The organism is bacterium SCSIO 12643, from assembly GCA_024398135.1.
Lineage (GTDB): Bacteria > Bacteroidota > Bacteroidia > Flavobacteriales_G > Salibacteraceae > CAJXZP01.
Genome location: CP073750.1, coordinates 3,808,948 through 3,823,301, shown reverse-complemented (window position 1 = coordinate 3,823,301; position 14,354 = coordinate 3,808,948). Strand labels below are relative to the sequence as shown.

The window sequence follows — 14,354 nt, the reverse complement described above, 5'->3', positions numbered from 1 at the left end:
TTTAGTTTGATGGATAACCTAAGCCGCCTTCACCACAGTGATACAATGTATAAGACTTTCCGTCACATGAATACTCATAGGATACTATTGAAAAACTTGTCTTAATTGGAGAAGAGGTTTGATCTATTATCACGTCCACCTTCACATTCCTAATACTCATCCCCTCACAGTTTATCACTGAAAAACTTGACAAATCAACCTCCGTATACGGCCCATATAAAACTATGGGTTGACTAGGTGTACTACTCAAGTTTGTTGTTGCCTGATTTAAATCATTTATAAACTGATTCGTTCCATAACTAATACCACTCGGTGTTGAATAATAATTAGGCACTCCTTCTGGAGAGAAAAATACCGTTTGCCCCATCATTGTATTCATCTGATTCGTATATCCACTTCGTAATATCTCAATACGACTAATATTCGATGGTAAGGTACTCGTACTATGCATTGACCTTTGAACAACCAGTTTATTATTCAAGGCATCCACATCTGTGACATGATATAAGCATGCTTTATCATTAATTTCTAAGAAGTCACCAACCTGGAAAGATTCCTCTAATCCACAGAAATTAGAGGACGAAGTGGCGTTAAACGTAATTGTACTCAAACCTGCGGATGTATTTCCTGTAATTGATGATAATCCCCATAATGACGGCTCTATCACTAAACCCTCATTTTGATACTTAGATCGCATCCCTTTATAGTTCCACATCGCCTTAAATTTCTGATCCAAATACACTCCTTCTTTAAAATCATCTTTATAGGTCGTCACTACAGCATCACCCGTGTAATCATCATATACTCTATTTACCGTATGCGTACGTATTCCATCATTCACCGTAATCACCTCTGTTGGAATCGAAGTATGTTCCACTACTTTTGATACACTTGCTGTATTGTATTTCGTACGCGTATATGAAGCTTTCACTGGCGAACTTAAATCTGCCAACTTTGCCAAAATTCCAGGTATAGGTATTGGTATCCCCGGATAAGCTATTCCTCCTGGACCATCTGTATCTAAAGTAGCTCGAACACTTACATTTTCATCCACAATAGACTTACTATATCCATGTACACTCACCTTTCTTCCTAAATCTCCCAATCGTGCTGTTTTTATAGCCATATTATCACCCATCAACTGTACCGTCTTAGACTGATCATCTCCGCGCTTTTCATAATGCATATACTTATACTCTGTTGATGAAACCAAACTCTTTCCATCATTCGATAACACACGTGTCATCTTTGGTTTACCATGCATATCATTTAAATGAACCACGATCCCTTGAGTCGCTGAAAACTCTTCATTCGTTACACTAAATCCTGGAACACCTAAACTTGCAGTTAACTGTGGTGTACGTCCATAATTTGGTGGCGGGGCATCTACACTTGGATTCTCCATAAAACAGGGATAATCCTTTGCTGTATAAAACTCTTTTACCGTCTTTCCTGTTCCTGTCTTCCCAGGGTGAATTGAACGACTCGTTACCTTTGAATATCCTATTGATGGACCAGGCATAAACCCAAATCCTATTGGCCCCATATGCTTGTATAAATAACTTGAGCCTAATATCGATTCGCCTAAAGATATATCCGACTTATCTATAGGATGTACCCATGGATTTTCCATCTTAATACTTCCACTCTCATTGGTCGCTACTCCTGAAGATATGCCCTGACCATTATCATCCAGCGTATATAAATATTCCGTTCCATATACTGTTGCCGGGTCAGATAACATTCCTCCATCTTCGTACATTAATAATCGTTTTACACGAGCGCCTCCTGCTTTCTTCCCTGGCTTTCTATAGTCACCAGTACCCAATGGTAGATTTAAACGCACATAAGACATTTCAGGATCCATATACTTACATTTTTCAACAACCCCTGATGCCGCACTTTCTAATATTCCTAAAAAGGATTTTGCCATTCCTTTCTCACTTCCCCCATCTACAGCTGATGTTAGACCAACTACATTTTGACCTCCATCTACTAATAACCTCCTTTGTGATTTATAAAAGTCCTTACAGACCTTCCTTGGAATCTCTCGCTTACTCGTTTTTCCTGGGTTATTAACCGGATTATCAAACTCTGGGCTAGATGTATTCGGATTTCTTTCATCAAAACTGAAGAAAAAATACCCATCTTTAAAACCATAACTCGATATCACCGAAAACCCTTCAATATAATCCGTATGATTACGCTTTGAATCCGGAGTATCCCCTATTAACGCATATAAAAATTTAAAATACATCCGATCCCCTTCTATCATCGGCTCAAATAGCTTTTTAGCTAAAGCTTCTCGCTCACTCTTCGTATTCGGAGTAGACAACCCTATCTTCTCTATATCAATATAATATAGCTTGTTATTTGTCTCTTCAACATCCGTATCCGAATGAAGCGGAACCATCACCATCGCATTGCGGTTTTGTACATAAGCATATTCATGTTGTTCATATTGAACATGGATTTCCCCACCACTTGGTAATTTTATTTGCTTTAATAAATAGGCCGCTGGATCGAACTTACTATAATCCGGATCCTGATTATTAAATGGGAAAAAGCGCTTTAAATTTTTACTCGCATAATTTAAATCTGATTTGTCCTCATCATAATTACAATACTGCCCCCAACCATCTGTGTTCACAGACATATAATTAGGATGTTGAATTCCTACTGGAATATCCCCATGATCAAAATCGTTAATATTTCGTCCTACTTGATCTGATGAAGGATACTGAGCACTAATAGGATAACTCGTAATATTAGGATACTCATATACAAACTCATATGGCTGTATTCTATTCTTAGAAATCCCTCCGTGTTCTACCCATACTTTCTTTAAGGTTAACTTCCCACTAGAAGATGAATTATTAGGTAAGCCATTTGCCAAAGTATAATCATACTTGAAATGAACACTCGATAATTCTTCGGATAAGGAACCATCATCACTTTGTTTTGCATATAGCTCAATCTCATCTAATTTCTTCAGACTCTTTCTCGTTCCGGTACTTCCATCCCATTCTGCAATCGCTTCCGCACTTGAACCATTCGGTAATCCCACCGATTGTCCGTCTGATCGACTACTCTTTTTAAACTTCGCTACGTGAGTCTTTGAATGCACCTCATGTAATAAATACACCTCTTTCTCTCCATATCCAAAACTTCCCATATCATCTCGATTCGTTGATAAGGAACCTGAAGATAAACTCACCCCAATATATGGAGATCTATGACCATACCATGCGTCTGAGCCATCTCCACCATGTACTCGCTCATATTTAAACTGTGTATAACTTCCAAAATCATCCTCTGATGGACCATCTCCTGTACGGTCTATATAATCTGGTGTGAGTATCTGTGTAAGTAAATACGTTGTCGCATACATATTCCCATCCTTCTGACCTACTTTACGTTTTGCACCACTATCAGAAAATTGACTCTTATCTAACATCGCTATCAAGCCATCTTCTGAAAAGATTACATTCGGTGAACCTGAATAGTCACTCGATTCCAAACCATACTGGATATTCTGCTCATTTCTTTCATATACCGGTAATCCATATACATAGATTAATCCATCCTTATTCGTTGTTACAATCTCTGCAATACCTCCTGCAGGGTAATCTCCATAGTCATAATCCTCATAACTACTTCCATTATAATATTCTAACCCCTTCTCATAAGTCCTATATGGGCTACTTCGCTTTCCTAGCTTTGAAAAATCCTCATTCGTATGAGTCACAATATGTGTACTTCGTTGCTTATGTTTCCCATCACTTCTGAAGTTAACCATACGAAACCCTCCATATGAATTATCATTTGCTGATACATTCCCCGTTAATGTCGGAGAATATGGTGCATCATTAAATACATCATGTCTTTCCGTTAAATCAAAATATCCAGCTAAGTCCCCAGCAAACAAGTAAAATACTTTCTCTTGAGATTCCTCAAATGAAGACTCTGACTTAAAAGATTGATCTACACCCATAAATTCTTCCCACTCTCCTATATCTGTCTGATGATAATTTGATGCTATCGATCCTCCATACCCGAACTCTAAATTTGCAAGACCCGGAATGAAATTTAATGGCACTGAAAAACCAGCTCCAAAATCCACTCCTATATCTTCACTACGTATTTCATTCGGTCTGAAATATCCAAAATCTCCTCGCACCGCTTCAAAACTCCCTCCAAAAGCTTCTCCACTTAAGCTATAATTATCTGCATTCGCTAGTGGATACCCCAAAACTTCATCGTTCTTCTCTAAATGAGACTCCATCTCCATCGTATAATCCATCAATCCTTTTGGATCATCTTGGGCTTTCTCTGTATTTAAATAGCCATATACCGTCTCCTCCTTTACTTCATACTTGTTCTTCTGCATCGAAAATGTTCCCGTAGCAGACCACTGACCCTTTATTGGTACAGGTGCAAAAGCTGCTCCAACATCCAATTTAATACTTGTCATAACTCCCATAGACTCTGACACAGAAACCGGAATAGGGCGAAATGATGGACCAAATGAGGGATTAAAAAAAGATAACGCTGATTCCTTTCCCTTATTCATAGTTTCAGTATCTTTTTCCTTTTGTTTTTCGGTTAGAAGTAATTTATCTATTTCACTTTTACCCTTAGCATCTTCCTCACTTAAAGGCCTATCTTTAGCCGAAAATGCATTTAATGCATTCATTGGATTAATGCTATATGTCGCCCCATTATACTTCCCATTCGAAAAACTCGCATTGATATTGGCCACTCCTGCAAAATCTGATGCGCCAAAACTTAATGAAGTTCCTAATCCATTATAATTATTAAAGGATATTGTTTGACTTATATTCGCTCCTATCAATCCTGATGACTCTCCCTTTGATGTCTCTTTAGCAAATATGTCTATATTTACTCCCAACTTCGCTCCTATTGTCCAGTTTGCTGGCATACGATTATAATAGGTCACCTTCGCTCCATCATACTCATCTGGGAAACCCTTCTTATTCCTATTAATCACTCCTGGATTAATATTCCATCCCAATCCAACCCAACTCGATAATGCCTCATTATTCACTGAATTACTATGATAGGATAAGTTTACCGGATACCCATTCGGTACATTCAATAACGGTAAATTATAAGTAAAACTCCCATCAAATTCATTGACCATATTCGTGGTCGATACCGGCTCAAATGAACTATACTCCGGCATACTCGAATGCCCTGTAATCGCATAACTATACATCGGGAACATGATCTGATTTACAAACAGGATCAACATCCCATAACTCGCTGTCTTTAATAATGGTCTTATTCTCTTCATTTTACAAAGTATTGTAATACGTTTCTTCGTTTATTGGTAGATCTCTTAATACAGACAAGTCAAACCGAAACTTCAACTTCCCCATACCAAATATCTGGTCATCATATACCAGGGTTACTTGCTCTTCTTTTAATTGGGTCTCATCAAACACAATATTATACACACATCCCCTCCCCAATTCATATCGCTCTTCAAATTGTGCAATATCAGGTGGTATCTTACGCCCTTCTTCCTCTATATAAATAAAGTCCTTCCAACTATTCATCAAATACCACTTGTATTGCCGGTACTCTTCATAATTACGTGAATATCTCTTTAAAAAATCTTGCTCCTTTCCCGTTATTGAAAAAACAAAACTTAAACCTCCATCTAAATCTCTATCCTTTCTTAACTCACCGGGAATACAGCGAACATCCACATCTAACTCCTTAAAATTTCGGTGTTTCGAAAAATCTTCGCGATGAGCCTCTATATACCCCAACAGATCTTCCTTACTCTCTATTTCCTCTCTCACACATCCAGAAATAAAAAAGACCATTATATATATCCATATATAACTACATCCCCTCATAACTGCCATTCAATCCAATCAGTAATTCCTCCGTTATGTTCTTGTCCTTATCACTATACAAAACATTCCCCTGATCCGTGATTCCTACAATAAGTTCATAGCCCTGCTCCTGAGCATACCTTTCTACATACACCTCAATCTGATTTGATACTTCCTCCATCAAACGATCATTCTCCCTTTGGATATTCTCCGTGTATCGCTCCTTCGCTTCTAATAGATTATTCTTCTTGTAATTTAATATCTCCTCTTCCTTCTTCCGTCTCTCTATCGATAAACTCTCTCGCTCACTTTGATACTTTATAAAAGACGCTTTTAAATCCTTCTCTAATTCCTCCAGATTCTTCGCCCACTCTGCTTCCTTCTTCTCATAATCCGACTGTGCTTCCTTATACCCATTATAATCCAATAACAAACGAGTGTTATCCACATACCCAACCTTTCGGGTATCTCCTATATATAGACTTAGAAAAATTACGATTAGCACCAACGATAGTGCGCTGATTATTATAGAGTATCTCTGCATGGTTAATTTATTTTTATCCCTACAAAAATCCTAAATCATCAAACCCTCTAAAAGAGCAAATACACCCCAATACATACCTTTTTTTACTCCATACTTCAGTGAGTTTCTCACTTTATTTGAGAGTTATTTAGATGCTCAAATAAATTTGTCTCCTAATCATTAATCATCGTTAGCCCTTAGAAATAAGTAAACTTCCCTAACTCCAACCATATCATCCGCGTTAATATAAATAGATACCCTTTTTATTTATTTAAAACTTAATGCTATGATACGTACTCTTCTTATGCTTATATTTTTTATAAGTCTATCGGCAACCCAGGCTCAGTCTACTTTAAAAGGTAAAATAACGGACAAAGATTCAGGTGAACCATTGCCATTTGCTAATATAGATTTAAGACTCGATAACAAAACATTGTCAAGAGCTCAATCTGACTTTGATGGTAATTTTATATTCAAAAATGTTGCTCCAAATACTTATACCATAAGAGTGGCTTGTATTGGATATAAACCAGTTCAAATATCAAACATTGAATTGAGTATAGATTCCATTAAACATATAGATATTAAAATGCAACCCACAACAATTGAAATGCAGGAATTCGTAATGGTGGAATATAAAAATAGGCTTATTGATAAATCTCACACAACCGTTAAACGGACTGTATCTGAAGAGGATTTTACGAGTATAGCTATTCGTTCCACTTCTGAGGTAAGTATGAATACAGCAGGTGTATACGACCCAAATAGTCAATATAAATATCAATTACCTCCATCCAATGAAACCTATAGTGCAATTACAGACAACAACTTTAAAGATGTCGCTTTTGATCCTTTATCGACTTTTAGTATTGATGTCGACAAAGCTTCGTATACTAATGTTAGACGTTTTATCAATTCGGGACAGCTTCCGCCAAAAGAAGCTGTGAGAATTGAAGAAATGGTTAACTATTTTGATTACGATTACCCACAACCTAAGGATGACAAACCCTTTTCAATTACAACTGAGTATACTAAATGTCCTTGGGATTCTTCTCACAAACTGGTCCACATTGGAATTCAAGGTAAACAAATAGAATTTGAAGATGCGGCACCAAGTAATCTTGTATTCTTAATAGATGTCTCCGGTTCTATGAGTTCCCACGATAAATTAGGATTAGTTAAAACTGGCTTACATTTACTGGTAGATCAATTACGTCCGCAAGACCAGGTAGCTATTGTGGTTTATGCCGGTGCAGCAGGTTTGGTACTACCATCTACAAATGGCGAACATAAAAGCGAAATTCATGAAGCCATTGAAAACCTATCAGCAGGTGGTTCCACAGCTGGTGGCGCGGGGATTAATTTAGCCTATAAAGTTGCAAAACAACACTTTATTAAAGATGGAAATAATCGCATCATACTTGCTTCGGATGGTGATTTTAATGTGGGAATCTCAAGTCGTGAAGGATTGGTCAAGCTTATTGAAGAAAAAAGAAATCAAGGTATATTTCTAACCGTTTTAGGCTTTGGAACTGGAAATATCAAAGACGCAACCATGGAACAATTGGCTGATAAAGGGAACGGAAATTATAATTATATCGACAATGCCTTAGAAGCTAAAAAAGTATTTGTGACTGAATTAGGTGGGAACCTAATCACCATTGCCAAAGACGTAAAAGTTCAGGTAGAATTTAATCCGGCAGCCGTAAAAGGCTATCGATTGATTGGATATGTAAATCGTAATCTCAACAATGAGGATTTTAACGATGACCTTAAAGATGCGGGAGAAATTGGATCGGGCCACAATGTCACCATGATGTATGAAATTATTCTAACTGAATCTGATGAAGAATTTTCTGATATTGATCCTTTGAAATATCGTAAAGATTCTGAGTCTTTGGTGGAGTTAAATCATGAGGTACTCACTATTAAATTCCGATACAAAGATCCAAAAGCATCTAAATCTAAACTGATCACAGAAGTTTTATACAACGAACCCATTCCATTTGTTCAAACTTCAAACAATTGTAAGTTTTCTGTATCGGTGGCTTCATTTGGAATGCTTTTACGCGATTCTGAGTATTCTGGGAGCTACGCTTATTCCGATGTTATAGAATTAGCTCAAAACTCCAAAGGAACGGATGATGACGGTTCTCGTTCAGAGTTTATTCAACTTGTAGAAATGGTCGCTGTATTAGACAGAAATTAAATTTCAGGATAACGCATAAAAAAGCCTCTTTCAAATGAAAGAGGCTTTTCTTTTAAATATGTAACCGAGATTATTTTTTCTCGTTTTTCTCCATTGAAGCTTTCAACGCTGCAAGCGAATCTAAATCTCCTAATGTAGATTTTTCTGTTTTCTTGTTTAAAGAATCAACTGCACGGCTAGCGGTAGCTCTGTTAGCTGCTTTCGCTTTTTTCTCCATTTCAGCTTTTTCTTTTGGATCTTCTTCGAAAGTTCTAGTATGAGAAACGATGATTTTTCTAGCATCTTTGTTGAACTCTAATACTACGAAGTCTAAGTTGTCATCATTTACCAATTTAGCTCCACTCTCTTTCTTAGAATGACGTGTTGGGCAGAAACCTTCGATTCCATATGGTAATGCAATTACAGCACCTTTATCTCCTACTGAAGTAACAGTACCTTTATGAACAGATCCTAATTCGAATACTGTTTCAAATACATCCCATGGATTCTCTTCTAATTGTTTATGTCCTAATGATAAACGTCTGTTGTCTTTATCAATTTCTAAAACAACCGCAGTCATTTCTTCACCAACTTTAGTGAACTCTGATGGGTGATTTACTTTCTTGTTCCAAGACAAATCAGAAATATGAATCAATCCATCAATTCCTTCTTCTAACTCAACAAATACTCCGAAGTTTGAAATATTAGTTACTTTACCAGAAGGCTTGCTATCGATTGGATATTTGCTTTCGATATCTTCCCATGGATCAGTAGTTAAGCTACGCGTAGATAATGACATTTTACGCTCATCACGATCTAAAGTCATAATTACCGCTTCTACTTCATCACCTACTTTGAAGAAATCCTGTGCAGTACGTAAGTGCTGAGACCAAGACATTTCAGATACGTGGATCAATCCTTCTACACCTGGAGCGATTTCAACAAATGCACCGTAATCAGCCATCACAACCACTTTACCTTTCACTTTGTCACCTACTTTAAGGTTTTCATCAAGTGATTCCCATGGATGTTTTTGTAGTTGTTTTAAACCTAGAGCGATACGTTTTTTGTTATCGTCAAAGTCTAAGATTACCACGTTTAATTTTTGATCTAATTCAACGAAATCTTCTGGGTGATTTACTCTACCCCAAGAAAGATCTGTAATATGAATCAATCCGTCTACACCACCAAGATCGATGAATACACCGTAAGAAGTAATGTTTTTAACCACTCCTTCAAGTACCTGACCTTTCTCAAGCTTAGACATGATTTCCACTTTTTGTTGCTCTAATTCAGCTTCAATAAGTGCTTTATGAGATACTACAACGTTTTTGAATTCATTGTTGATTTTCACCACTTTGAATTCCATGTTCTTTCCAACATATACATCGTAATCTCTAATTGGCTTCACGTCAATTTGCGAACCTGGTAAGAATGCTTCGATTCCGAATACATCTACAATCAAACCACCTTTAGTTCTACATTTAACGAAACCTTGAATTACTTTTCCAGTCTCTAATGCTTCGTTTACATCATCCCAAGCACTTAACATACGTGCTTTTTTATGAGAAACGATTAATTGACCGTTTTTATCTTCTAAGTTCTCAACGTAAACTTTTACTACATCTCCGATTTTTACATCCGGATTGTAACGTAATTCGTTTACAGAGATAATTCCTTCAGATTTATAGTTGATATCAACTACTGCTTCTTTGTTTGTTAAAGCAACAATTTTACCATCAACAACTTCGTGATCTGCAATTGAAGTCAAAGTAGACTCATACTCTTTCTCATAGTTTGCAAATACATCTTCCGGATATACATCATCAGTTTTACCGATAGCGCTCCAATCGAAATCTGCTAATGGTTCAACTTTTGAGTAATCAACTGGCTCAGAAGAAACCTCTGCTTTAGGAGCTTCCTCTTTTACTTCTGTCTCAGCAATGGTTTCTACCACTTCTTCAACATCCACTTTAGTTGCTTTTGTAGCTTCAGCTTTTGCTTCCACTTTCTCTTCTGTAGCTTTAGGAGCTACATCTTTTTTTTCTTCAGCCATATTGGCATTAAAAATTTGTATTATGGTATCGGGATTCCATAAGATATTAAACCCGAGCTACTCCCGAATGTAGCACACCCAAATATTGGGGCTGCGAAAGTAATGATTTAATTTAGATTTCAATATAGGGTTAAGGCATTTATTCATAATAAATTGTGAACAAACTTCCCTATAGCTAAAAGTAAACTAAGCAACTACAATCCAACTCTTTACCAAATCCAGTTGTTCTGCTCTTGTTAAATTTGAATTATCCAATACACGTGCATCTTCCGCCTGACGTAATGGAGACTCTTCTCTAGTTTGATCAATATGATCTCTATGGGTTAAGTTTTGTTTGATCTCTTCTAATGTAACTTGTTCACCTTTTGCGATTAACTCATCCATTCTTCTTTGCGCTCTTACATCTGGTGAAGCCGTCATAAATATCTTTAACTCTGCATTTGGTAATACCACAGTCCCGATATCTCTTCCATCCATCACTACGCCTTTATCTTTGGCCATTTCCTGTTGTAAAAAAACCATACGATCACGTACTTCTTTCACCACAGCTACCTGACTTACTCTTTGAGATACTGGCATTTTACGGATTTCTTCCTCCACATTTTCATCGTTCAAATAGGTCACTTGCTGATCATTCAACGAATCATACACCAACTTCACATGAACTTCGTCTATTCTTTCCTTTAAAGCCTCTTCATCCAACTTCAGGTCATTAAAAAGATCCTCACGCATCGCGAATAATGTCACCGCACGATACATCGCTCCGGAATCCACATAAACATACTTAATTTCTTTAGCCAATTGTTTAGCCAAAGTACTCTTCCCACAAGACGAAAATCCGTCAATTGCAATATTTATTTTATCCATGATTTCAATTGAAGATCGCAAAAGTATTCGATCTGTCGGGTTAAATTTAATTTGAAGAAGACTTTCTTCGGAATGTTTTCAAGTCAGTACTTAAGGTCAAATGATGACTTGTTCCTGCAGAAGTATAAGATGCTACAGCGTATGAAAACTTAAGTCGTTTTATCCTCATTCCCAAGCCAAACGAAAAGGCATTTAAAGTTGTTTTAAGGGGAACGCTTAATTCAGACTTTCTTAAATGATTGTATGCTATTTGAATAAAGAAATTCTCCGATGGTACAATCTCTGCTCCAAAAATAAAGTGACGAAACAGATTATCCACGGTAAAACTACTTCCTCCATCTGTAGCTATACTTCCTCCACTCGGACCTATAGTTGGCAATCCTTCTACGGCTTGATTTCCTACCAAATTCCATTTTTGCAAATTGTTTACTAAAAGGGTAAATCTTAATGGTGCTTTAGCCAATTTAATAGATCCTGCCAATTGCATATTAAATGGTAATTTCTGTCTCTGCCCTTTGAAATATGGCACGATTTCAAACCCCATATTATTCATCACCGCACCAGCTGTAAACAATTTATTCTTACTTACATACGTGGCACCTAAATCAAATGCAACTCCAAATGAGTTTAAATAATCGTAATTGGAATAGATCAATTTCATACTGGCCCCAACAGAGAACAATGAATCTAAATGGCGGCCATAGGAAACATCAAACGCATAATCCCCTGCCTTAAAAGTTCCGTTTTGTGTTCCGGTTTCATCTGCTCGAATAAAATCACCATAACCCATAAATTGTAAACCACCACTAAATGTCCCAATACCATCATAGTGTTTGGAATACGCTACATATCCCATGTTAATATCCGAGATATAATTGATATAGGTGATCGTAGCCAGCTTATCCATTGTACTGTCTAATACCGATGGATTGTCAGCCACCAAATTTAAATCATGTGTACCTGAAGAAATAAAGCTTCCACCCATTGCGGCAGACCTTGCTGATGTTGGTAAATTCAAGAACTTATACGTTTGCGTACTATTTACCTGTCCTACAAGCGTAAAAAATTGAAATCCAAATAAAAGTAATAGTATGTTCTTTTTCATCAGTCGAATAAATCGCTATCAATACGTCACGAAACTAAGAATATTGTTTTGAGTAGTTGATTTTTATTAAAATTTCTTTCTTACTGCATGAGTTGATGCGCGTTCTCTAATGCAGCCTCTGTAATATTCTCTCCGCTAAGCATTCTCGCTATTTCTACCTTCCGCTCTTCAGGAGTAAGAACGCGTAAACTGGTTTCAGTTACTTCCTCATCTGAGGATTTGGAAACCTCTAAGTGATGAACTGCTTTTCCTGCAACCTGCGGTAAATGTGAGATGGCTACGATTTGAGAATCATTGGACATTTCACTCAACATCTGTGCGGTTTTAGCTGCTACTTCTCCTGAAATCCCCGTGTCAATTTCATCTAATATCAATGTGGGTGTAGACGCCACCGATGCATGTATTTTCTTTAAAACCAACATCAATCTGGACCTTTCCCCACCTGAAGCAACTTTTTCTAAAGAATGTGTTGCAAATCCTTTATTGGCAGAGAATAAAATTTGAATTTCATCTTTTCCGGTCTTACCAAAAGACTCTTTCTCTTTTAATACAATCTCTAAAATGGTATTTGCCATTCCTAACTCAGCCAAATCAGAAACAATTTGCTTTTCTAAATTCGGAATATGTTGTTTACGCTTTTTCGAAATTTCAACAGACAATTTCTCCATTTGGGCTTCTTGCGCCTGAAGTTCTTTAGATTTTATCTGAATTTCATCTGCAAAACCATCGATTTCATCTAACTTGATTTGCAAATCACTTTCTAATTGAAGTAATTCTTCAATCTCACTCAAATTATGCTTATGCATTAAATGATTCACCTGATCGATGGTCTCACGAATATGCATGGCTTTTTCCGGATTTGATTCCACCATACTGTCTTTATGCTCAATAGAACTATTAATATCATCTAATTCGATAATCGCACTATTCAAGCGTTCCACATATTCGCCAAACTCTTCACTTAATTTGGCCAAATCCTCAATCTGGGTCACACTTTCTTTAAGCAATTGAATCACATTCACATCACCATTAGAAATACGGTATGAAGCTTCGTTTAACCCTAACTTGATGGCATCTGCATGTTCCAGTAGGTTCAACTCATCCTGCAAAGCATCAAACTGAATATTTTGCAATCCCAAATCATTAATTTCGGACAGCTGAAACCTTAAATAATCTTCCTCTTTCCGTGCATTTTGTTCTTTTTCGGTAAGAACCTGGAATTCCGTCTGAAGGTTTTTCCAACGATCATATTCCTTTTCAAATGCCTCTACTTTTGAAGTTAATCCTGTATATGCATCCAAAAACTGTAATTGATACAATGGTTTTAATAACAGTTGGTTTTCATGTTGCGAGTGAATATCCACCAACTTTTCCCCTAAAGACTTTAAAATAGAAACGTTAACAGGGGTATCATTGATAAACGCACGTGTTTTACCAGAATTTGAAATCTCTCTACGTAAACAGGTATTTTGCGGTTCGTAGTCCAAATTATGATCATCAAAAAAACTTTGCAGTTGATCATTTTCAATATTGAACTCCCCTTCTACTACCACTTTCTTATCCGGAAACCTTTTACCGGATAATTGAGCGCGTTGTCCTAAAATCAAACCCAGAGCTCCTAAAATGATCGATTTACCTGCGCCAGTCTCTCCGGTGATCACAGTAAATCCTGAGTTGAAATCAACCTCTAATTGATTGATTAAAACGTAATTTGAGACAAATATTTTTGTAAGCATAAACTCGCTATA

At 36.8% G+C, this 14,354-nt stretch carries 8 protein-coding genes; 1 reads left to right on the top strand and 7 read right to left on the bottom strand.

What is annotated here, in order from left to right:
- Nucleotide 1 precedes the first annotated feature (1 nt).
- Genes KFE94_16725 through KFE94_16715 form a run of 3 tightly spaced genes read right to left on the bottom strand, consistent with a single transcriptional unit; the run spans nt 2 to nt 6,411 of the window.
- Entirely contained in the window at nt 2–5,317 is a 5,316-nt protein-coding gene (locus KFE94_16725) for a hypothetical protein (GenBank protein ID UTW66273.1), read from the bottom strand.
- 1 nt (nt 5,318) lies between these two features.
- The gene (locus tag KFE94_16720; protein UTW66272.1) at nt 5,319–5,831 is read right to left on the bottom strand and encodes a hypothetical protein; all 513 of its coding nucleotides are present in this window, start codon (nt 5,829–5,831) and stop codon (nt 5,319–5,321) included.
- A 43-nt stretch (nt 5,832–5,874) separates the two neighbouring features.
- On the bottom strand, nt 5,875–6,411 hold the full coding sequence (locus tag KFE94_16715; protein ID UTW66271.1) for an OmpH family outer membrane protein: 537 nt from the start codon (nt 6,409–6,411) through the stop codon (nt 5,875–5,877).
- Nucleotides 6,412–6,694: 283 nt separating this feature from the next.
- On the opposite strand from KFE94_16715, the gene KFE94_16710 reads away from it, so the two are divergent.
- A complete protein-coding gene (locus KFE94_16710; GenBank protein UTW68304.1) occupies nt 6,695–8,599 on the top strand; it encodes a von Willebrand factor type A domain-containing protein in 1,905 nt (634 codons plus the stop codon).
- Between the two features lie 70 nt (nt 8,600–8,669).
- Here KFE94_16710 and rpsA read toward each other — a convergent pair whose 3' ends face one another.
- From rpsA to recN, 4 genes are all read right to left on the bottom strand, one after another.
- Nucleotides 8,670–10,634: a 30S ribosomal protein S1 gene (gene rpsA / locus KFE94_16705; GenBank protein ID UTW66270.1), complete on the bottom strand. Its 1,965-nt coding sequence runs from the start codon at nt 10,632–10,634 to the stop codon at nt 8,670–8,672.
- Between the two features lie 186 nt (nt 10,635–10,820).
- Nucleotides 10,821–11,501 (bottom strand): (d)CMP kinase, encoded by a 681-nt coding sequence (locus tag KFE94_16700; protein ID UTW66269.1) that lies wholly within the window; start codon nt 11,499–11,501, stop codon nt 10,821–10,823.
- Between the two features lie 46 nt (nt 11,502–11,547).
- A complete protein-coding gene (porQ, locus tag KFE94_16695; GenBank protein UTW66268.1) occupies nt 11,548–12,606 on the bottom strand; it encodes a type IX secretion system protein PorQ in 1,059 nt (352 codons plus the stop codon).
- A gap of 80 nt (nt 12,607–12,686) precedes the next feature.
- Nucleotides 12,687–14,342, bottom strand: coding sequence for a DNA repair protein RecN (gene recN / locus KFE94_16690; protein UTW66267.1), 1,656 nt, complete (start codon nt 14,340–14,342; stop codon nt 12,687–12,689).
- Nucleotides 14,343–14,354: the final 12 nt, after the last annotated feature.

Excerpts from the sequence above, each read along its gene's own strand:
- KFE94_16725 (UTW66273.1), bottom strand. The coding sequence starts at position 5,317 with ATGAAGAGAATAAGACCATTATTAAAGACAGCGAGTTATGGGATGTTG.
- KFE94_16715 (UTW66271.1), bottom strand. The coding sequence starts at position 6,411 with ATGCAGAGATACTCTATAATAATCAGCGCACTATCGTTGGTGCTAATC.
- KFE94_16710 (UTW68304.1), top strand. The coding sequence starts at position 6,695 with ATGCTTATATTTTTTATAAGTCTATCGGCAACCCAGGCTCAGTCTACT.
- rpsA (UTW66270.1), bottom strand. The coding sequence starts at position 10,634 with ATGGCTGAAGAAAAAAAAGATGTAGCTCCTAAAGCTACAGAAGAGAAA.
- KFE94_16700 (UTW66269.1), bottom strand. The coding sequence starts at position 11,501 with ATGGATAAAATAAATATTGCAATTGACGGATTTTCGTCTTGTGGGAAG.
- porQ (UTW66268.1), bottom strand. The coding sequence starts at position 12,606 with ATGAAAAAGAACATACTATTACTTTTATTTGGATTTCAATTTTTTACG.
- recN (UTW66267.1), bottom strand. The coding sequence starts at position 14,342 with ATGCTTACAAAAATATTTGTCTCAAATTACGTTTTAATCAATCAATTA.